The organism is Aeropyrum camini SY1 = JCM 12091 (assembly GCF_000591035.1).
GTDB lineage: Archaea > Thermoproteota > Thermoprotei_A > Sulfolobales > Acidilobaceae > Aeropyrum > Aeropyrum camini.
Genome location: NC_022521.1, coordinates 972,318 through 991,769 on the forward strand (window position 1 = coordinate 972,318; position 19,452 = coordinate 991,769).

At 57.4% G+C, this 19,452-nt stretch carries 19 protein-coding genes and 1 tRNA gene; 11 read left to right on the plus strand and 9 right to left on the minus strand.

The genetic code is table 11. The features are described 5' to 3' along the window. Positions 1 to 132 precede the first annotated feature (132 nt). Positions 133 to 1,170 carry a cation transporter gene (locus ACAM_RS05130; protein ID WP_022541755.1) on the minus strand — a complete coding sequence of 346 codons (1,038 nt, stop codon included), beginning with the start codon at positions 1,168 to 1,170 and terminating at the stop codon, positions 133 to 135. Between the two features lie 36 nt (positions 1,171 to 1,206). Continuing rightward, a complete protein-coding gene (locus tag ACAM_RS05135; RefSeq protein WP_022541756.1) occupies positions 1,207 to 2,490 on the minus strand; it encodes a BPG-independent phosphoglycerate mutase family protein in 1,284 nt (427 codons plus the stop codon). A 64-nt stretch (positions 2,491 to 2,554) separates the two neighbouring features. Between ACAM_RS05135 and ACAM_RS08355 the strand changes: the two genes are divergently transcribed. The 3 genes from ACAM_RS08355 (at position 2,555) to ACAM_RS05145 (ending at position 3,316) form a co-directional block, all read left to right on the plus strand. Next, positions 2,555 to 2,719 (plus strand): hypothetical protein, encoded by a 165-nt coding sequence (locus ACAM_RS08355; RefSeq protein ID WP_022541757.1) that lies wholly within the window; start codon positions 2,555 to 2,557, stop codon positions 2,717 to 2,719. 66 nt (positions 2,720 to 2,785) lie between these two features. Beyond that, positions 2,786 to 2,862: transfer RNA gene (locus ACAM_RS05140), tRNA-Met, on the plus strand. 19 nt (positions 2,863 to 2,881) lie between these two features. Next, positions 2,882 to 3,316, plus strand: coding sequence for a hypothetical protein (locus ACAM_RS05145; protein WP_022541758.1), 435 nt, complete (start codon positions 2,882 to 2,884; stop codon positions 3,314 to 3,316). 25 nt (positions 3,317 to 3,341) lie between these two features. Here the strand turns inward: ACAM_RS05145 and acnA are convergent, their stop codons facing one another. The 6 genes from acnA to yciH form a co-directional block, all read right to left on the minus strand. Beyond that, on the minus strand, positions 3,342 to 6,053 hold the full coding sequence (acnA, locus tag ACAM_RS05150) for an aconitate hydratase AcnA (RefSeq protein ID WP_022541759.1): 2,712 nt from the start codon (positions 6,051 to 6,053) through the stop codon (positions 3,342 to 3,344). 52 nt (positions 6,054 to 6,105) lie between these two features. Next, positions 6,106 to 7,266: an NAD(P)/FAD-dependent oxidoreductase gene (locus ACAM_RS05155; protein WP_232502335.1), complete on the minus strand. Its 1,161-nt coding sequence runs from the start codon at positions 7,264 to 7,266 to the stop codon at positions 6,106 to 6,108. A 160-nt stretch (positions 7,267 to 7,426) separates the two neighbouring features. Beyond that, the gene (locus ACAM_RS05160; protein ID WP_022541761.1) at positions 7,427 to 9,073 is read right to left on the minus strand and encodes a cbb3-type cytochrome c oxidase subunit I; all 1,647 of its coding nucleotides are present in this window, start codon (positions 9,071 to 9,073) and stop codon (positions 7,427 to 7,429) included. 162 nt (positions 9,074 to 9,235) lie between these two features. Next, on the minus strand, positions 9,236 to 9,562 hold the full coding sequence (locus tag ACAM_RS05165; RefSeq protein ID WP_022541762.1) for a hypothetical protein: 327 nt from the start codon (positions 9,560 to 9,562) through the stop codon (positions 9,236 to 9,238). A 93-nt stretch (positions 9,563 to 9,655) separates the two neighbouring features. Next, positions 9,656 to 10,234 (minus strand): DUF1122 family protein, encoded by a 579-nt coding sequence (locus tag ACAM_RS05170; protein ID WP_022541763.1) that lies wholly within the window; start codon positions 10,232 to 10,234, stop codon positions 9,656 to 9,658. A 262-nt stretch (positions 10,235 to 10,496) separates the two neighbouring features. Continuing rightward, complete coding sequence (gene yciH, locus ACAM_RS05175) at positions 10,497 to 10,799, minus strand: stress response translation initiation inhibitor YciH (protein ID WP_062662138.1); 303 nt, start codon at positions 10,797 to 10,799, stop codon at positions 10,497 to 10,499. A gap of 148 nt (positions 10,800 to 10,947) precedes the next feature. On the opposite strand from yciH, the gene ACAM_RS05180 reads away from it, so the two are divergent. From ACAM_RS05180 to ACAM_RS05200, 5 genes are all read left to right on the plus strand, one after another. Next, positions 10,948 to 11,169: a TFIIB-type zinc ribbon-containing protein gene (locus ACAM_RS05180; protein WP_148706440.1), complete on the plus strand. Its 222-nt coding sequence runs from the start codon at positions 10,948 to 10,950 to the stop codon at positions 11,167 to 11,169. A gap of 180 nt (positions 11,170 to 11,349) precedes the next feature. Next, positions 11,350 to 12,774, plus strand: a complete 1,425-nt coding sequence (locus ACAM_RS05185; protein ID WP_022541765.1) for an ABC transporter substrate-binding protein — start codon at positions 11,350 to 11,352, stop codon at positions 12,772 to 12,774. 140 nt (positions 12,775 to 12,914) lie between these two features. Beyond that, positions 12,915 to 13,781 (plus strand): carbohydrate ABC transporter permease, encoded by an 867-nt coding sequence (locus ACAM_RS05190; RefSeq protein WP_022541766.1) that lies wholly within the window; start codon positions 12,915 to 12,917, stop codon positions 13,779 to 13,781. 28 nt (positions 13,782 to 13,809) lie between these two features. Further along, on the plus strand, positions 13,810 to 14,601 hold the full coding sequence (locus ACAM_RS05195) for a carbohydrate ABC transporter permease (protein WP_148706527.1): 792 nt from the start codon (positions 13,810 to 13,812) through the stop codon (positions 14,599 to 14,601). Between the two features lie 6 nt (positions 14,602 to 14,607). Beyond that, complete coding sequence (locus ACAM_RS05200) at positions 14,608 to 15,666, plus strand: ABC transporter ATP-binding protein (protein WP_022541768.1); 1,059 nt, start codon at positions 14,608 to 14,610, stop codon at positions 15,664 to 15,666. Here ACAM_RS05200 and speB read toward each other — a convergent pair. Next, positions 15,663 to 16,589, minus strand: a complete 927-nt coding sequence (speB, locus tag ACAM_RS05205) for an agmatinase (RefSeq protein WP_022541769.1) — start codon at positions 16,587 to 16,589, stop codon at positions 15,663 to 15,665. The genes ACAM_RS05200 and speB overlap by 4 nt on opposite strands. A gap of 110 nt (positions 16,590 to 16,699) precedes the next feature. Here speB and glyS point away from each other — a divergent pair, with 110 nt between their 5' ends. The 3 genes from glyS (at position 16,700) to ACAM_RS05220 (ending at position 19,450) form a co-directional block, all read left to right on the plus strand. Further along, the gene (gene glyS / locus ACAM_RS05210) at positions 16,700 to 18,451 is read left to right on the plus strand and encodes a glycine--tRNA ligase (RefSeq protein ID WP_022541770.1); all 1,752 of its coding nucleotides are present in this window, start codon (positions 16,700 to 16,702) and stop codon (positions 18,449 to 18,451) included. Positions 18,452 to 18,523: 72 nt separating this feature from the next. Then, positions 18,524 to 18,946 (plus strand): hypothetical protein, encoded by a 423-nt coding sequence (locus ACAM_RS05215; RefSeq protein WP_022541771.1) that lies wholly within the window; start codon positions 18,524 to 18,526, stop codon positions 18,944 to 18,946. Between the two features lie 66 nt (positions 18,947 to 19,012). Beyond that, on the plus strand, positions 19,013 to 19,450 hold the full coding sequence (locus tag ACAM_RS05220) for a hypothetical protein (RefSeq protein WP_022541772.1): 438 nt from the start codon (positions 19,013 to 19,015) through the stop codon (positions 19,448 to 19,450). Positions 19,451 to 19,452 lie beyond the last annotated feature (2 nt).

Below are 19,452 nucleotides of genomic sequence, written 5' to 3' on the forward strand. Positions count from 1 at the left end.
GCACGGGCATCCCTCGGCTAATCTGGGAGAACCCGCCCCCCACTACAAGGGCTCAAGATAAACGGCCATGTAAGGGGAAGATACAAGCGCTACCAAAGGGATAAAGCACGGTTCAACATAGGAAACAGAATTCTAACGTCTCTGCCCCGTCCTCTGGTACCGCCTCACTAGAGTCCTCCTGACGGGAACCATTATTACAACGGCCCTTAGAAGCTCGGGTATCCTTGCCACAAGCGATCTTGCTATGGCTACCGAGGTTCTAAACGACTTGTCGAGGGTGGCGCGGGCGGGGTATTCGACCCACACTTCCGCCTCGGCGAACGTGCCGTAGGACTCCACCCTTATCCTCCTGGGCTTGTAGCCCATGTCTGAAAGCACCAGTTCTATCTGTCTTCTAACCCTCTCCCTCTCGTCTCCAGGGCCCGGGCCTACCAGGTATAGGAGGTTCTTGAGGGCTATTGAGCCCAGGCCGTACACGAGGTAGAGGCCTACACCCACTACTATTATGGTCTCGAAGATAGTGAGACCCGTTAGGTTGGACACTATTATAGCCGCCGCGCCGGCCTCCTCCAGCAGCACATCAAGCTTTAGCTTCTCCGCAACGAACTTCAGCGATACCAGCCTAACCTCAAGCCTCCTAAGCTTCCCGAAAAGGTACCTCTCTATAGCATACGAGACCAGGCCGCTGACGCCGGGGTAGAGGGCAAGCATTATCGGCGTGGGCTCGCTTCCCTTGGAGAAAACGGCTTTACCCATTATAAACACTACTATCGCGACGCCGATCAACGCCGAGTGGAGTGCCATGAGGCTCTCTATCCTCAGTATCTCGAATCTCGCCTTGTAGTATACAGTTCGTGAAGCCGCTATGTTGAAGGCTACGGCGAGGCTGAGGAAGGTTATGGCTTCGACGAACCAGACGAAGGCTTCGACAAGCACTACACCGCTGGGGAAGACTAGGAGGTATAGCGCGACTCCGGCCGTGGCCATTACCGCTGAGGCGAGGGCTGAGGCGTAGATATATCTTATCAGGTTTGTAGCCTTCAATATTTTACGCGCCGAGACGCTCGGGGCCTGTACCCTCCTAGCCCACCTAACACCAGCTGAGTTTGAGGACCTCCCCGCCTTTCCCTCTCCGGGCGATTCTGGGCCGCCGGTGTTTCCCGGTGCCACTACCTCCTTCTCCTCCCGCAGGACCTAGGCCACCGGCTACCCTACATAGTCTTTCAGGAGGCTAAGAGCTTTTGGGATTATTCTATAGCCGCCTATAATAGTCCCTAACCCCCCCGAGAGACATGTAGATTCTGAGAACCTGTCCACACTACCCCGTAGGCCCGGGTGGGATATCATTAGGGGGACCGGGTCGGCGCTATGGGCTCCTTTATCCCAGGGTGTTGCATGGTCGGATGTAATTACAAAGGCCGGCTCCAGGCCCTTGGAGCTTATCCCGTCCAAAAGCGGTGCGAAGAAATGCTTATCTATCTCCTCTACAGCCTTTAGCTTGCCCTCGAAACTCCCGTCGTGCCCAGGCTCATCAGGCCCCTTGAGATGCACGTACACGAGATCATATGTCTCCAGAGCTTCGACAGCTCTAGCGGCCTCCTCCCTGTAGACCTCCTCCCTAGCCCTACCTTCAATCTCGACATGGATGTCCTCCAGGCCGATATACCTGGCTATACCCCTCTCGACAACCATCTCAACTATACTCACCCCCCTGAGCCCGAACTTCTCCTGGAAGCCGGGAGGCTTCTCCTGGGGGAGGACACCAGCGTCTCTCGATAGAATGGCGTTGGCCTTCAAGAGGCCCCTGCTCTCCCTAGCCTTGTTAACCGGGTGGTTGTCTAGGACTTCAATAGCTCTCAAGGTGAACTCGTTGAGCATTCTGGCCGCCAGCACTGCTGACTCGTCCGTGGAGAGGGGGTTGGACAGCTTTATATACGGCTCGTATTTCTCAAGGGCGACGCTGAACCGCCCCCTCCTCTCGTACGCCGGGTCGGTGTTCGATATGGCATCGCTCAGAGGCTTCCTCCTGTGCCTGAGGACTAGAACGCCTCTATGGCCTATTGTAGCCCGGAAGAGCGCCACCCCCTCGCCCTCCTCCAGCTCCATCCCATCCACCGCGGAGGCCAGCTCCCTGGCCTCGCGGGATGTAAGGCTCCTCCCAACCCTCCTGTCAATTATCCTCAGCGTCCCGGGATCGACCGTGGCGAAATTGGCTCTTAAAGCCACGTCACCCCTCCTCATCTCTATCCCAGCGCCAAACGCCTCCAGAGGTCCTCGGCCCGGATAGTACTCCTCCGGGTTATAGCCGAGCAGGCTTAGTGTGGCGTAGTCGCTCTGAGGAGCTACTCCAGGCTTGACAGTGTACACCATACCGCAGACCGCGTGAGAACCGAGGGAGTCGATGTTCGGCTTGTTAGCCTCCTCCAAAGTCCTTCGAGGCGAGCTCGGCGAGTCGGCGGCCCCGTCTAGAACCACGTACAGTATCTTCAATGCTGCGACACCGGAGACCCTTAATATCAGCCTCGAACAATAAGTCTTCGCCTGGGGCCGCAGGTTGAAGGCCAGGCTCAGAAGGCTAACGGGGAATCTCGTCCTAGTGGAGACGGAGCTTGGGCAGAAGTGCGTTGTCCCCGAGAGCGAGCTGTGCTCGCTAGCCGAGCGGTTCGGCCTGGATATAGAGGGGGTTGAGTGCCGCTCCCCCTCTAAGGCGGGGTTTTAAGCTGTTCTTCAAAACTATATTAGCCCCAGGCCTGTTATGACTCTAATAAATATGGCGGGGTAGCCTAGCGGGGTAGGGTAGCCTGGCAGCCCGCGGGGCTCATAACCCCGAGGTCGGTGGTTCAAATCCACCCCCCGCTACCATCAGCGGGGCCCCGCCGCCATGTCCCGGTTAGATTGCGGCGAGGGGGAGGCTCGGATCCGCGAGGTCCTCAAACTCTATCCATGGCTACTCCCAGTGCTCTGGCTATTCTCCCAGGGGAGCAGCGGTTCTGAGATAGTCACCGCCGACTCGGCCTCCCGAATCCTCGGCGTTCCAAAGAGGCTTGCACGTACACTCCTCCACTATGCAGCAAAGGCTGGTGTTGCTGAGAGGGAGGTTTGGGGCTACAGGGCTCCCAGCCAGGTCTGCATCGAGGTTAGGAGGAGTGGTAGGTACTACGCGGCTGTAGTTGGTAGCACAGTCTACGTTGCGAAGACTTTGGCCAGGAGGGTTAGATGGTTTACCGTCCCCATAGAATATTTGGAGAATGTTGAGGCTCTCCAGGGGAAGGCCCGTTTTAGGGCGGTTATCGCAAAAAAGGTTCTCGAGGCGTGATAGGCAGCCGCCTCCACCCTTAATGCTAGTTGCCCCTTCCATGCTCCCTTATAAGCTTCCTTAGCACGTACTGGAGTATGCCTCCGTGCTTGTAGTACTCTACCTCTATGGGCGTGTCGAGCCTGGCCTTCACCTTGAACTCTATGACCCGGCCGTCGCTCTTCCTAGCCCTCACCGTCAGTATCTTGCCGGGGTGGAGGCCCTCCTCTATACCTATTATGTCGTACTCCTCGCTGCCGTCCAAACCAAGCTTTTCCGCGTTCTCTCCGGGCATGAATTCGAGGGGCAGCACGCCCATGCCCACTAGGTTGCTCCTATGTATCCTCTCGTAGCTCTCGGCTATAACAGCCTTCACACCCAGGAGTGCTGGGCCTTTCGCCGCCCAGTCCCTGCTAGACCCGACCCCGTACTGCTTGCCAGCCAGCACTATGAGCGGTATCCCCATCTCCCTGTACTTCATGGCGGCGTCGAACACGTGCATGACCTCGCCTGTCGGCCAGAATATGGTCCAGCCTCCCTCCCTGTCGGGCACCAGCCTGTTCCTGAATCTCGGGTTGTCGAAGGTACACCTCATCATAACCTCGTGGTTTCCTCTTCTAGAGCCGCAGGTGTTGAGCTGTGACGGCAGGACTCCCTGCTCTATGAGATACTGGCCTGCCTTGGAATCGGGGCTTATCCTGCCAGCGGGGCTTATGTGGTCTGTGCTCGTCCTGTCAGGCGCCCACACGAGGACCCTAGCACCCCTTATATCCTTCGGGGGCTGGGGTTCTAGGGGCATGTTGTCGAAGTATGGTGGCTTCCTTATGTAGGTGCTCTTCGGGTCCCAGCCGTAGAGCTCTCCCTCCGGCGCCTCCAGCTCCTCCCAGAACCTGTCCCCCCTGTCTATGTCCTTGTACTTTTCGATGAAGAGCTGCGGGTCGAGGGCACTCTCTATAGCCTCCCTAACCTCCCTCTGGCTGGGCCAGAGGTCCCTGAGGTAGACAGGGTTTCCGTTGGGGTCGTAGCCCACGGGCTCCTTCTCGAAGTCTATATCTACCCTGCCAGCGAGGGCGTACGCCACAACCAGCGGCGGGCTGGCCAGGAAGTTCCCCCTGGCTAGCGGGTGTATCCTGCCGGAGAAGTTTCTGTTGCCGCTGAGAACCGTCGCCACCCAGAGGTCATGCTCCCTTATCGCCTCCTCAATCTCGGACCTCAGGGGTCCGCTGTTTCCTATGCAGACTGTACAGCCGTAGCCTGTTATATGGAATCCCAGGGCCTCCAGGTACGGCATCAGGCCAAGCCTGTTCCAGTACTCAGGCACAACCCTGCTACCAGGGGCGTTGCTAGTCTTGACCCAAGGCCGTGTTCTGAGTCCCTTCTTGACGGCGTTCCTGGCCAGGAGGGCTGCCGCTATCATGACGCTAGGGTTGCTTGTGTTGGTGCAGCTGGTTAGAGCGGCGTAGACTACGCTACCATCCGTTAGATGGACCTCCTCGTCCCCTAGCTTAAGCTCCACTATAGCCGGGCCCCTTCCCTTCTTCTCCAGATATTCCAGTATTATCTTCCTTACACGCTCCTTAGCCTCCCTCAGGGGTATCCTGTCCTCCGGGTGGCTGGGGCCGCTTATACTCGGCTCCACGTCGGAGAGGTCTATCTCGACTACGTCACTATACCTGGGCTCCGGGTCCTCCAGACTGTACCACAGCCCCGTCTCCTTAGCATACCTCTCGACAAGCTGGACCAGCCACTCAGGCCGGCCTGTCCCCCTGAGATACTCTATAGTGGCCTCGTCCACCGGGAAGAAGCCCATAGTAGCACCGTACTCGGGGGCCATGTTGGCTATAGTCGCCCTGTCCGGGACACTGAGCTTCTTTACACCCTCCCCAAAGTACTCGACAAACTTGCCGACAACATTCCTCTTCCTAAGCTTCTCCGTGATGTAGAGGACAAGGTCGGTTGTGGTCACACCCTCCCTCAGCTCGCCAACCAGCCTCACCCCCACAACCTCGGGGAGGAGCATGTAGTAGGGCTGGCCTAGTATCACGGCCTCAGCCTCTATACCCCCAACCCCCCAGCCGAAGACGCCTAGACCGTTTATCATAGTAGTGTGGCTGTCGGTCCCTAGCAGGCTGTCGGGGTGTGCGTAGAGGGTGCCGTTCCTCCTGGACAGCCACACCACCCTAGCCAGGTACTCTAGGTTTACCTGGTGTATAATCCCCTTACCGGGCGGGACGACCCTGAAGTTTGAGAAGGCCTTCTGGGCCCACTTGAGAAGCTGGTACCTCTCCCTGTTCCTCTCATACTCCCTCTTAAGGTTGAGCCTGAACGCCTCGGCGGTTCCGTAATAGTCGACCTGTATGCTGTGGTCTATGATCAAGTCGACGGGTATGAGAGGGTTAACCTTCGAGGGGTCCCCCCCGAACTGTTTCATGGCGTCTCTCATTGCGGCTAGGTCCACCACCGCCGGCACACCGGTGAAGTCCTGCATCACCACCCTCACGGGGTGGAATGGAACGTCCTTTCTACCAGCGTATTCACCCCACCTAGCCACCGCCTCTACATCCTCATCTCTTACCACGAAGCCGTCGTAATGTCTCACAACGTTTTCCAGTAGGACCCGGATCGAGTAGGGTAGAGAATGGAAGTCTGACGGTATCACGCGCTCGATCCTGTTTATCAACAGTATTTTAGCCCTACCCTCTGGAGTCTCCAGCTCAGACTCTATAGGCTTGAAATCGAAGCCTCCACTGCGGGTCAAGGCGCTGCAGCACCCCCTCCCTAAGGTGACTTATGCTTGGAGAGTATTAGCCTTACACTTTGGAGAGTGTGAATGCGGCTAGCCGCCTGTACGTAGACACTGTAGAGTGGTAGAGAATCTTTAGGAGGGAGAGGGGGGCCTCTACACCACCGCCCTTTAGGGCAGCCGCTATCAGCTTGAGAGAGGGTAGGGGTCCAGCCTGTGCGAGCGTTGAGAGGAGGAGCTGGTGGTGCGTATCATAGTCGAGCTTAAGCCTTAGGGGTGTGTCTCCTATGGCCCTGGAGATGCTCTCTAGAACCCTGGTGCCATAAACTAGCCTAGCCACAGCGTACTGGGCACGTAGCTCGTCTGACACTATGGAGAGCGATCCTGCTAGGGCGTCCACCACGTCAAGCCCCCGCCTAATGAAGCTGGCCGCTAGCTTAGCAGCCTTGGCGTTGGGGTACAGCCCGCCGCCGCTCAAGGGTTTCACCAGACCGCCAGCATCCCCCACTACAAAAACCCGCCCCTCCCAAAGCATCTCGGCCGGCGGGCCCGCGGGTATTCTGCCGCCGTATACCTTGAGGGCTCTTGTCCCGAGGCTCTCATAGTACCTTTTAACGCCTTCAAGGGTGCCCATGGCTCCCGCCACCGAAAAGCCTCTCGACGAGGGTACTTCCCAGGAGAAGGCCACTCCCCCTTCGAGCCTGAAGTCTACCATAATGGCGCTTTCTCCACCCCCGGGGACTAGTATGTTCAGCCCGTAGTGGTGGCTCCCCATATAACCAATACCCAGCCTCCTGTGAAGACTCCCGTGGACGCCGTCGGCCAGTATCACAGCGTCGTAACGGGCCTCACCGCCGTTCGTCCTCACAGCGCCATCGGAGCCAACGCTCTCAACCCTCGTCCTGAGGAGCACCCTTCCGCCTAGGGATCTCAGGGACTCGAGGAGGAGGTCCTCGAGCCTAACCCTGTCAAGCCTATAAACGCCTCCCACGTCCAGCAGAGCTATGGTCCTCCCCCGGAAGCGTATCTCGAGGCTATTGTAAGAGTCTAGTATCGTCTCACGCGCTTCCCTGCCTATGATGTCTACGGTTCTTCCCGAAACAATGCCGGTACAGTGCTCCGGCATCCCGACTCTACCGTGCTCCTCATAAAGCTCTATTGTCAACCCTAGTGAAGCCAGCTCCCTGGCGAACACTAGCCCGGCAAACCCGCCGCCTACTACAGCCACTTTAGCCAACGCAGGCCACTCCTATCAAAACCGGGAAACCAAATAAGGGGAAAACTGTATTGAGAGGGGTTTAGCCCCCGCTTTGCAGGCAACCGCCCCTAGAACAGATCTGGCCTCTATGGAGGATAAAAACCCGCTTCACTGTTAGGTAGTTGCTGGATCAGGGTGGTACGGGCCCCACGGGCACAAGTCCTCTCGCGAAGATCTCGTAGAGCGGGCCTATATAGCCTAGGATCGCTAGAGCTACTGTAACAACTATCCAGAACCTAACCTCCTCTAGAATATACTTGCCGTTCTCTATCTTATCAGGGGTGGTGCTGTCGAAGGCCAACACCCTCTCATCCTTGGGGACGGCTGTCTTCTTGCCGAATAGTAGGGTCGCAGCTATAAGGCCCACGAGTATCACTCCGGCTATCCAGAATGTCATACCGCCTATGGCGCCCAGCTGTAGCCATGGAGCCCACTCTGCGGGTGCCAGGCCTCCATATAGTAGCTCCGAGGTTCTTCGTGGAGCCCCCATGACTCCTGCCACGTAGTAGCCTATGCTAAACAGGTACTGGCCAACGGTCCACATGTAGAAGGCCGCCACAGCAAGCCAAGGCGCCACTATCTCCCTGTTCATCATCTCCCTAGCCAGCAGTAGCATAGCGGCTATGAACGTGAGTGCGGAGGCCCCGCCCACGGTGGTGTGGAAGTGCCCGACGATCCACGTGGTGTTGTGGACAACTGTGTTGAGCTGGAAGCTCGCGTTTATCACCCCAGTTATGCCGCCGTTCGCAAACAGCACTATTGGGAGCATCAGCCCTGAGAAAGCTAGGCTGCCCCAGGGCAGCTTGAATACCCAGCCTACTAGGCCCCTGCCGCCCCTCATCCTGCCAGCCCTCTCTAGGGTGGCGAGTATGTTGAAGGCGGTTAGCATGCTAGGCGTTGCTACCACGAACGTTGTTAGCGTGTGAACTAGCTTGAAGAACGGTCCTATGCCCGGGTCTACGAACTGGTGGTGGAGGCCGACGGGTGTAGAGGCTATCATGTACAGTATATACGCCACCTTGGCCATGGTCTCGCTGAAAAGCGGAACTCCCAGCACCCTAGGTATGGCGTAGTACCATAGAGCCACAGCTGGAAGCAGCCAGAAGTAAACCAGTGGGTGACCGAACCACCAGAACAGGGTTCGGGCGAGGAGCACATCCACCTCCATACCGAAGAGGGACATGGGGACTAGGAGTAGGAGGACCTCGAGGGCTACAGGCGGTGTTGCCACAAGCCATATAACCCAGGCAGTGAGGATGCCGTAAGTCGCCACGGGGATCTTAAGGTCGGGGTTTTCCCTCCTAAACCTCAGCACGAGGCGAAAGAGGTCTACCATGAATACCCAGGAGCCCACTATGAGGAGTGCCGCCCCTATGTAGAAGAGGGGGTTGGCCCTGAGGGGCGGGTAGAAGGTGTAGAGGACCTTTGCCTGCCCCGAGAGTATGGCTACTGCCGCAAGTACAGTGCCCAGCAGTGCCAGACCTAGGGAGAGGTTTAGTGCTAGCCTGCTGAAGTTGGTCTTGAGCTCTCTCGATACTACGAAAGCTGATATGCCCATTATGAAGAAGGTAGTAAACACTATAGCCAGGACTACTCCGTGTCCGGTGAGGACAGTGTAGTATGTGGAGTCGCTTACCGGGTCGGGGAAGCCCGGTGTCCTCTTAAACAGCTGTAGGATCCCGAACAGGCCACCTAAGGGGAGCATCAAGAAGGCTACAAGCATTGTGATCTTAGTAAACCTGTCCTCGGCCTCGTAGGAGACTCTCTCGCCAGGCACAAACAACACCCCGATTCATTAAGTTCGGTCTCGCCTCCTCAATGGAGTTTCTTTTGATAGGATAAAATATAGTGTTGCAGGTGGAAGAGGTTTGAATTTACATTATAAAATATTTATCTAAAATATATCTATCATAACGGGCTGTCATGCCCAGCCGCTTCTTCAACTGCCGCTTTTCTTAAGCATCATGTAGCCTCCTACTATTGCCAGTATAGAGAGTATGCACGGCGCTAGCAGCCCTAGTACGCCGCCTGCTATGACATACTGGCCGTTCTCCTCCCTGGCGAAATAGGCTGCAGCAACTCCGCCTATTATCCCTATTACTCCCAGCAGCCTGACTACAGCTCCTGAAATAATCGGTTCGTCAATGACCCCTACAGCCTCCAGCAGGTGGCTCCCGAGTGGTACTGCGGTCGCGAGGCTTACAAGCCCTGCTATGATTGCGAATACTCCTCCCAGGTATGCCAATATCTTAGCAGTCTCAGCCATAATCCCACCCCAGGAAATATACTATTATGTAGGTTTTGAAACTATTAAAAGTTCCATTGTAGAAGCACTCTCTAAAAACATTTATTGGCGACATCAGCGAAGCCCATCTAAAATAGCCAGAGCCCTTTCAACAGCCCTCGCCATAAATTCGTTGCTCGAACCCCTCCACATCCTGACGAACCCTTCCAACTCCCTCCTAACCTCTCCCACCAGCCTCTCCTCATGATCCCGGCCGAGCGGCTTCTCCGCCTGGATCTTCTCCCCACCCTCCATAAACCCCTCCGGATGGTACCAGACCTTGAACCACCGGAACCCCCTCCTCCACAGCTCGAAGCCCAGCCTAGACGCCGGGGCTGGAGCACCCCGCTGGATCTGGTAGAGCGTCTCGCTATCCCAAGCATACTCGACGTAAAGGGGCTCAGCAGGCCCCAGAGCCTCGGCCGCCAGGTCTAGAAGCACCGCCTCAACAGGAGAGCCCGCTGTAGACGAGAAGCCTATAGTGGGGAGGCTGGGCGATACGTTGTAGATCTCTATCCAAGGCCTATAGAAGCCTCTTCCGCAGAAAGCTAGAGAGTTACATAGTTCAAGAAGCCCGCCGCCGCCCTCAACTCTAACAGCTAGAAAGAACTCTCCCGAGAACCTGCCTTGGGATATGGACGCCCTTAGCCTCACAGAGCCGCCACCTGTTCCGCTGCCCACACTGATATTGACCCCGGAGTATAAGGCATCGAGAAACCCGGCTATCCCGGGGGAGCACCATGCAGGAACCCCCGGCGACTTCCCCCCCGTCTCCACGGCGAAACCCCTGGTTGGTTTTATACAATTATCTAGGATTGATATGATGACGTCTAAACCGCCGCTAGGAAGCTGGCCTCGATACCCTGGGGAAAACACTTTTAGTTCACTGCGTTGATGAGTGCTGCCGTATAGTTGGCTAGTCTATTATCGTTATATTCTCCTCTGGGAAGCCCAGCTCGACGAGTATCTTCTTCACCCTATGCCTATGGTCCCCTTGGAGCTCTATGCGCCCGTTCTTAGCCGTGCCTCCTGTTGCGAGTCTGCTCTTGAGGGTTGAAGCCAGTTTTTTAAGGTTGAACTCCTTCTCGTTTATGCCTTCTATGATAGTTACCTCCCTTCCGAACCGCCTTTTCTCCAGCCTTATCTTTATGATCTGCTCCTCTACGGATAGCTGCTCGCAGATCTCCGGAGGGAGACCTCCACATAGAGACTCGTCCATCATGGCCTTGCTGACCCGCCTCCAATTGCGTTATATAGTGCTGAGGTGGAGGCTTAAAGCGTTTACTAGGAGGGTAGAGGGTCTCAGCAGCCGAACTCTTAGGCTTTAATAGGGCCTGGAGAAGTATTGCCCCATGGGGTTGGGTGGCGTGGCCGAGGACATTTGGGGTGTTGAAGAGGAGCTTGTAGAGGAGGAGCCGCGGCAGGGGCAGGTTGTTTATGTGTGTATACGGTGCGGTGCCCAATATACTATAGACGAGCTGATCCAGGCTGGCCTGGGCTATGTATGCCAGAGGTGCAGCAGCAGGATCTTCGTAAAGCCGCGGGGAGCGGGGGGGAAGGTTAAGCCCAAGAGAGTCTACGCCGTCTAACACCTCCTTGAGAGCCCGGCCCTCGCAGGTTTTACACGGCCGAATTCTATAACACCGTTTAACTCGGTGTACTTACCGGGGATAACGGCATTAATTTAAAGTTTCGCGGCTAATCTAGCGTATCATGAGCACCAGTTCCAGGACCTCTTGTAGTGCGGAGATCCCAGAGGTGTATAGGAGGTGTCCTCCAGGAGGTCCTTTAGGAGGGGTGAGGCTACGTCGCGATACCTCCTGGTCGGGGCTGCTATTGTAGTCGTCATAATCCTGCTGGCGCTGGGCTACTACTTCTACTCGCAGGGAGGGGCCGAGACTACTACATCGCCTGAGGCCACCGGAGAAGCGGGGACGGCTACGGAGACTACATCGCCGGCTGCCACAGAGACCACGACCGAGAAGGTCACCCTTATATGGGCTAGCACCCAGCTTGTTCCGCCCACCGAGCAGCAGTTCGTGAAGGAGGAGCTACTCCCGCCCTTCACCCAGGAGACCGGGATTGATGTCGAGTTCATAGGCATGAGCTATGGCGACCTGAATGTCAGGCTCCAGAGCGAGATAGAGAGTGGTAAGGTTACTATAAGCCTCATAGCCGACCTCCACGGTGGCCTAGACCTCTACGCCAGCAAGGGGTGGCTCGAGGACCTCAGCAAGTTCGGATCCCTAGAGGGGAGGGAGTTCCCACAGGTTCTGGAGGACTATAGCAGGCTCTACGGTATAAAGGCCTACGTGCCCTGGCTAACCGCTACTTACGTCTTCGTCGTTAACAAGGAGGCATTCAAGTACCTCCCTCCGGGCCTGACAGAGGAGGACGTTATGACGGGCAGCGAGAAGTGGACCTACGACGCGCTGCTTGAGTGGGCTAAGAACATAGAGGCGGCCACGGGCCAGAAGCCCCTTGGATTCCCAGCAGGGCCTAAAGGGCTCTTCCACAGGTTCCTCCACGGCTACCTCTACCCAAGCTTCACGGGGGCCCAGGTTAAGAACTTCGACTCCCCCGAGGCCGTCCAGATGTGGAACTACCTTAAGGAGCTGTGGAACTACGTGCACCCGCAGAGCACGGTATACGAGGCGATGGCTGCTCCCCTCCTCAACGGCGAGGTCCTCATAGCCTGGGATCACACCGCCAGGATAAAGGACGCTATAGTCCAGAAGCCTGATCAGTTCGTGGTGGTGCCCGCCCCGGCAGGCCCAAAGGGTAGGGGCTACATACTGGTCATAGTAGGCCTCGCCATACCCAAGAACGCTCCACACCAGGAAGCAGCCTGGAAGCTCATAGAGTATCTCACGAGGCCCGATGTGCAGCGTCTTATACTGGAGAAGGTCGGCTTCTTCCCCGCGGTTAGCGGCGTGGCCGAAAAGCTGCCTGAAGGCCCGCTTAAGATACTCGCACAGGGAGTGGGTAACCAGCTGAACACGCCAGACTCGCTGGTGGCATTGATACCCAGCCTGGGCGAGAAGGGAGGAGACTTCAGCAACACCTACAGGGAGGCCTTCAAGGCTATAGTGCTAGAAGGTAAGGATCCCCAGCAGGTGCTGCCAGAGCTGAAGCAGTATTTGCTAAGCCTGTTCCAGCAGGCCGGGGCTAGCCTGCCGCCGCCAGACGAGTAGCGAGCCCCCAAGCCGTCAGCTCTGATAATCCCTACCCGGCTAGACACTGTTTTTTACCTCCCTATGCAAAGTCCTATGCAACGGTGTTTTAGCCCCATCTCCCAGAATATTACACGGTGGGTTTAGCGAGAGGGTGAGCCGTGCCGCTGTTCAGCCTTCTCCAGGATAGTAGGGTTAAGGCGTGGCTCCTCCTGTCGCCTACAATACTATACCTAACAGTATTCATAGCCTACCCCATAGTAGACTCCTTCAGGATAGCATTCGTCAAAAACGGGAGTCTGTCTTTCGATGCTGTAGACTTCCTCCTCTACAGCCCCCTGTCCGAGTTCTGGAGCGCCCTAAAGTACACTTTCCTCCTGGCCATCCTCGTCATACCCACGGAGACCCTCCTAGCCTTGACCGCCGTCATACTTCTGTTCAAGCGGTTCAGGGGGAGGGATGCTGTGATTTATGTCCTCGTCATGCCGCTGGCTCTTAGCGACCTGGCAGCGGGGCTGATATGGTATTCTATGCTGACGGGCAAGGGTTTCCTCAACAAGTTGCTCCTCAACCTCGGCCTCATCAGCGAGCCGATAATATTCTTCGGCTATGAGAACAGGTGGCTCACTTTCCTGGCTGTCTACCTGGCGGAGGTGTGGAGGTCCACGGCCATCGTCTTCGTGATACTCTTCGCCGGGGCACAGCTTATAAACAGGGAGGTCTTCGAGGCGGCGGAGGTTTTCGGCGCCAGCTTCTACGTAAAGCTGAGGCACATACTTATCCCCATGATAAAGCCTAGCCTGCAGGCCGCCCTCCTGATAAGGACGCTCTTCGCCTTCCAGGTTTTCGCGGTGGTCTGGATACTGGCCGGCAGGGATATACCGGTGCTGGCGGGGGAGGCATACTACAGTATAGTTGAGCTTCACAAGTATGATGTGGCTGCGCTCTACGCGATAGTGATAGCCCTGCTATCCGCCTCCATAGGCCTTATCTACATCAGGGTGTTCAGGGAGACCCTTCTGAGGTGAGAGCGCCTTGATCTCGGCTCCTGCGTGGATGGGCGACATAGCGAGGTACGCGTTCCTCGCAGTCCTAGTATCCTGGATCCTAGTGCCCCTAGGCATCTCCATAGTCTACGCCTTCACACCCCTAGACGTGTACTACTCCGACGCGATCCTATCAACCACGTTCACCCTAGACCATGTGAGGACACTCTGGGTCCTGGGAGCTGGGGAGGCTTTCCTGAGGAGCGTTGCCGTGGGGGCTATGACCGTGGGTATAAGCTTCCTACTAGGCCTCCCAGGGGGTTACGCTCTCGCTAGATACGTCTTCCCTGGGAGGGATGCTGTCAAGCTTGCTATAATAGCAACCAGGATGTTCCCGATAATAGTGATATCCGTCTCCCTCCTCAAAACGTTCTTCGCCCTAGGCCTCAACGACACGCTGGTCGGCCTCGCCCTAGCCCACACAGCTATGGCCCTTCCCTTCGTAGTCATTATAACGGGCTCTATATTCGGTGGCATCCCGCGGGAGCTGGAGGAGGCGGGCATGATATTCGGCCTTTCAAGCTTTATGGTGTTCCTAAGGATAACACTGCCCCTGGCGGCGCCGGGGCTGGCGGCGGCGGGCATGTTCACCTTCCTCCTCTCCTGGAACGAGGTATTCATGGCCTCGGTATTGACGCTTGTCAACAGGACCCTGCCAGCCTTCATACTCAACAGCGCCTTCGCGACTCCCATAGAGCCTATAAGGTTCGCCGCCGCCTTCATGCTCATACTGCCAGCCCTGGTATTCATGTTCCTGGCTCGGCGCTACCTCGTTACCATGTGGGCGATGGCGGCGAGGTGAGCAGCGTTGGCGGGCGTGAGGCTCGAGGGGATAGTCAAGAAGTTTGGTAAGACCGTTGCCCTAAAGGGTATAGACCTCGAGATCAGGGACGGAGAAGCGGTTGTTCTCCTAGGCCCAAGCGGCTGCGGGAAGACAACGACGCTCAGGATAGTGGCCGGTCTCGAGAGGCCTGACGAGGGTAGGGTCTACTTCGACGGGAGAGACGTCACTAGGCTGCCGCCGAAGGACCGGAACGTGGCCATGGTTTTCCAGAGCTACGCCCTCTGGCCTCATATGAGGGTGTTCGACAACATAGCCTTCCCCCTGAAGATAAAAAGGGTTCCCAGGGGTGAGGTTGTCAGGCGTGTTAGGTGGGCTGCCGAGCTTCTCGAGATCGACCATCTTCTGGACCGCTACCCCCACCAGCTGAGCGGGGGGCAGCAGCAGAGGGTGGCGGTGGCGAGGGCTATAGTGACGGAGCCCGAGGTCCTCCTCATGGACGAGTCTCTAAGCAACCTAGACGCCATATTGAGGATTAAGATGAGGAGCGAGATAAAGAAGCTGCAGAAGAGGCTTGGCGTGACCATGATCTATGTCACCCACGATCAGGTGGAGGCTATGGTTATAGGGGACAGGGTGGTAGTCATGAACTTCGGCGAGATACAGCAGGTGGGAACCCCCTCAGAGGTGTACCACCGTCCAGCGAACACTTTTGTCGCAACCTTCATAGGGTCGCCCCAGATGAACATCCTGAGGGGCAGGATAGCCGGGGGGAGGCTCGAGGTCCTTGGAGGCGTAGTCGAGGGGGTAGGGCTCCCCGATGGTGAGGTGCTGGTGGGCGTGAGGCCTGAGGACGTGAAGCTAGGTAGGGGGGACCTAACGTTCGAGGCTCATGTAGACTTCGTCGAGGACCTGGGGTCGGACTCCGTTGTCCATCTCAAAGCCACTACGGGCGATGTTGTCGTGGCTAAGCTGACAGAAGGAGAGCCTCCAAGCCCGGGCTCTAGGGTAGTGGCGGGTGTCTACAGGGAGAAAATACATATATTCGACAGGGAGAGGGGGAGGGCTCTGGCCCACGGCGTCTAGCCGTCCCTCCCCATCCTAAGCCACGCTGAGAGGAGGAGCTCCTGCAGGGTTTTCGCCGCCAGGATCGAGGTAACCCCGCCTGGGTCGTAGGGGGGAGAAACCTCCACAACGTCAACACCACAAACCCTCCTGTCGCCCAGCTGTGAAGCCAGCGCTAAGCCCTCCCTACTGCTGGCCCCGCCGGGCTCGGGGTTGCCGACGCCGGGCGCATAGGCAGGGTCGTAGAAGTCCATGTCTATGCTGATGTATATCCTGTCGCAGCCTCCTGCGAACCGGCGGGCCGCGAGGACCGCTCCCTCCACGCCTATGATGTCGAGCCGCCCCATAGGTACATACTCTATGAGGCCTGACTCCGAGGCGAGGACCTCCTCGCTCTTCTCATACGCCCTAACACCTATGTAGAGGAGTTTGAGTCCGAGCTCCTCCACCGTCCTCCTGAAGACTGTCGCGTGGCTGAACCTCTCCCCGAGATAGTCGTTTCTAAGGTCGAAGTGGGCGTCTAGGACGATAACGCAGGGCCTCAAGCCCGCTGCAGCCAGGCCCCTTAGGACGCCAAGGGTTACCAGGTGCTCGCCGCCCAGGACCACAGGCACCTTACCCTCTCGAGCCAGGTCCTCGACAACCCTCGCAACCCTCTCGAGGGTTAGCAGGGCGCTACCGGGGACAGCCGCCACGTCGCCCTCATCGGCTATCGGAACCCTGTCTATATCGCCCTCGACGTAGTAGCCGTTGGACTCCAGCTCCAGGGAAGCCAGCCTGATCTCCCGGGGGGCGAACCTCTGGCCGGGCCTGTACGATGATGTGGAGTCGAAGGGCACGCCCACGACGCTGAACAAGCTCTCCTCCCTGCTCCTCTGGATGCCGAACACGGGCTCCGGGGGCCTCTGGAGGTATAGGTCCCTCGCCCTTGGGCCGCCCTCCACGTGACCACCCACAGTCTATTTGGTGCTGGGGGTTTAGGGCTGTTATCCCCGGGCTGCCCCTCACAATAATACCTCCACCGGGCTTACCAGGCTTGTAGGGTGCGGGCGCTGTGGCCGAGGACCTTTTCGAGAAGCTTGTTGAGATAGGCAAGAGGAGGGGGTTCTTCTGGCCCTCCTACGAGATCTACGGGGGTGTTGCGGGCTTCTACGACTGGGGGCCCCTGGGCCACCTTCTCAAGAGGAGGATTATAGAGAAGTGGAGGAGATACTTCGTCCTCATGCACCAGGAGCATGTGGTCGAGATAGAGACACCGGTGATAGGGCCAGAGAAGGTGTACATAGCCAGCGGCCATGTAAAGCACTTTACAGACCCTATAGTGAGGTGCACCAGCTGCGGCAGGACGTACAGGGCGGACCACCTCGTTGAGGAGGCCCTTGGCATAAGCGCGGAGGGGCTTAGTGTGGACGAGCTAGACAGGCTCATAAGGGAGAAGGGGCTAAGGTGCCCCGTGTGCCAGGGCCAGTTGGGGAGGGTTGAGACTTTCAACCTACTATTCAAAACACAGATAGGCCCATACGAGGGGAGCGTAGGATACCTCAGGCCCGAGCTAGCGCAGGGCATCTTCGTCGCGTTCAAGAGAGTCTACGAGGCTATGAGGAACAAGATACCCCTGGGTATAGCCCAGGTCGGCCGGGTAGGGAGGAACGAGATAAGCCCGAGGCAGGCTCTAGTTAGGCTCAGGGAGTTCACTATAATGGAGATGGAGTACTTTATAGACCCTGAGGACCAGTGGGGGAGCTGCCCCTTCTTCCAGAGGATGGCTGGCGCGAGGCTGCCCATACTGACTTACGAGGCCAAGAGGAGGGGGGAAGAGAGGCCGGAGATTTATAGGCTTGAGGAGGCTGTGAGGGAGGGCGTCGTCATCAGCCCGTGCCTCGGCTATTGGATGGCCGTCGGCATGAGGTTCGTCGAGGACCTCGGGGTTCCCGAGGATAGCATAATGTTCGAGGAGAAGGGGCCCGAGGAGAGGGCCCACTACTCCAGCCAGACCTTCGACCAGCTTGTCAAGGTGTCTAGATGGGGTTGGGTTGAGGTGGCTGGCCACAGCTACAGGGGAGACTATGACCTCTCGAGGCATATGAGGTACAGTGGCCACGACCTTACGGCGTTCAAACCCTATCCCAAACCCCTGGTTGTTAAGAAGAGGAAGGTTGTAGCGGACAAGGCGGCCATAGGCAGGGCCCTCAAGTCGCGGGCCAAAGCCGTTCTCGAGGAGCTGGGGAGGATGAGCGATGAGGAGCTAGAGAGGCTCGCAACCAGCGATAAGCCCGTTGTGGCCGGTGTAGAGCTTCCTCCAGGCTCCCTCAAGATAGTGGAGGTTGAGGAGAAGGTTTCGGGGAGGAGGTTCGTGCCCCACGTCGTCGAGCCCTCATTCGGCACGGATAGGAACGTGTATATAGCGCTTGAATACGCTTACAGGGAGGTTGAGGGGCGTGTCGTACTCTCTTTCCCCCGCGACATAGCGCCCGTACAGGCCGTCGTCCTGCCTCTTGTGGAGAACGATGAGAGGCTCTCGGAGAGGGCACGCGAGATATATGAAAAACTCGTGGAGGCAGGGTTTACGGTGTATTATGACGACTCCGGTAGTATAGGGAGGAGGTATGCAAGGGCCGACGAGATAGGCGTTCCCGCCGCCGTAACCGTGGACTACCAGACCCTGGAGGACGGGACCGTGACACTCAGGGATAGGGATACGTGGAGGCAGGTCAGGATAGACTCCGAAGAGGTAGTCGACAAGCTCAGGAGGTTCATCTACGAGGGCGCCAGGCTTGAGGACCTGGGGACGCCTGTCAGCCCGTAGACTCTTTATAACTCGCCGTCTAACTATTACATATCAGGCCGTGGAGGTCGAGCCTGAGAGGTGAGGCGACAGATGGATGAGGAGCACAAGCAGGAAGCCGGTGAGGCCCCTGCCCAGGAGGAGGTGAAGCCGGACAGGCCGAAGGCCCCCATATCCAGGCTCGTTGAAATGATCCCCTCAGCCTCATCCCTAAGGGAGGAGAGGAGGCTCAGGGAGAAGAGGATAAGGCTCAAGTACGATCCAAGGCTCAAGCCGGAGGAGGCCAGGATAAGCCCGGAGCTGGCGAAGCAGCTCGGGATAGAGGACCTACTTGAAATCACCATAGCCCACAGGCACCGCTTCGCCTTTAAGGCTATAATAGATGAGGAGGCTGAGCCTAACAGGGTCTACGTAAACCCGGAGCTCATGGAGGAGCATGGGGTGGCGGATAACAGCATAGCGACAGTGAGACCCTACCGCGGTGAAGAGAAGCTGGGCGTAAGGCTGGAAGTCTAGGGTCCCCTGCATAAAATCCGAGAGGCGCGGAGTCTAACCCTCACCCGCGAAAGGGTGTATAATGCCTTGGACGACGAAGACCTGCTCAAAGCCTATATAGAGAGGCTGGCCGCTGTCCTTCACGACCATCTAGCGACCGCAGATAATCTCGAGGCGAACATAGGCATCGCAAGCTCGGGGGGCGGGGTTGAGGGAGTCGCCGACGGGGTTGCAAACCTAAAAACCCTGAGGACCTCGCTACTCGACATCATAGAAAGCGCTGTCGAGGTTGCGGCCCGCATAGGGGCTGCCCGAATAGATAGGGAGGATCTGCTAGACCTCTACGCCCTCGTGGCATACTACTTTGAGGCTGGCCTGTGGAGGGAAAACACGCTTCTCAAGGAGGCGGGGAAGCATGTTGAGGCTCAGGGAGAGAGAGCCCTTGTAGGCGAGGCCAGGGAAAGGCTGCAGAGGGTTATGGAGAGGCTCCAGTCCATCCTCTATGAGGCCGGAGTGGAGGCATAGCT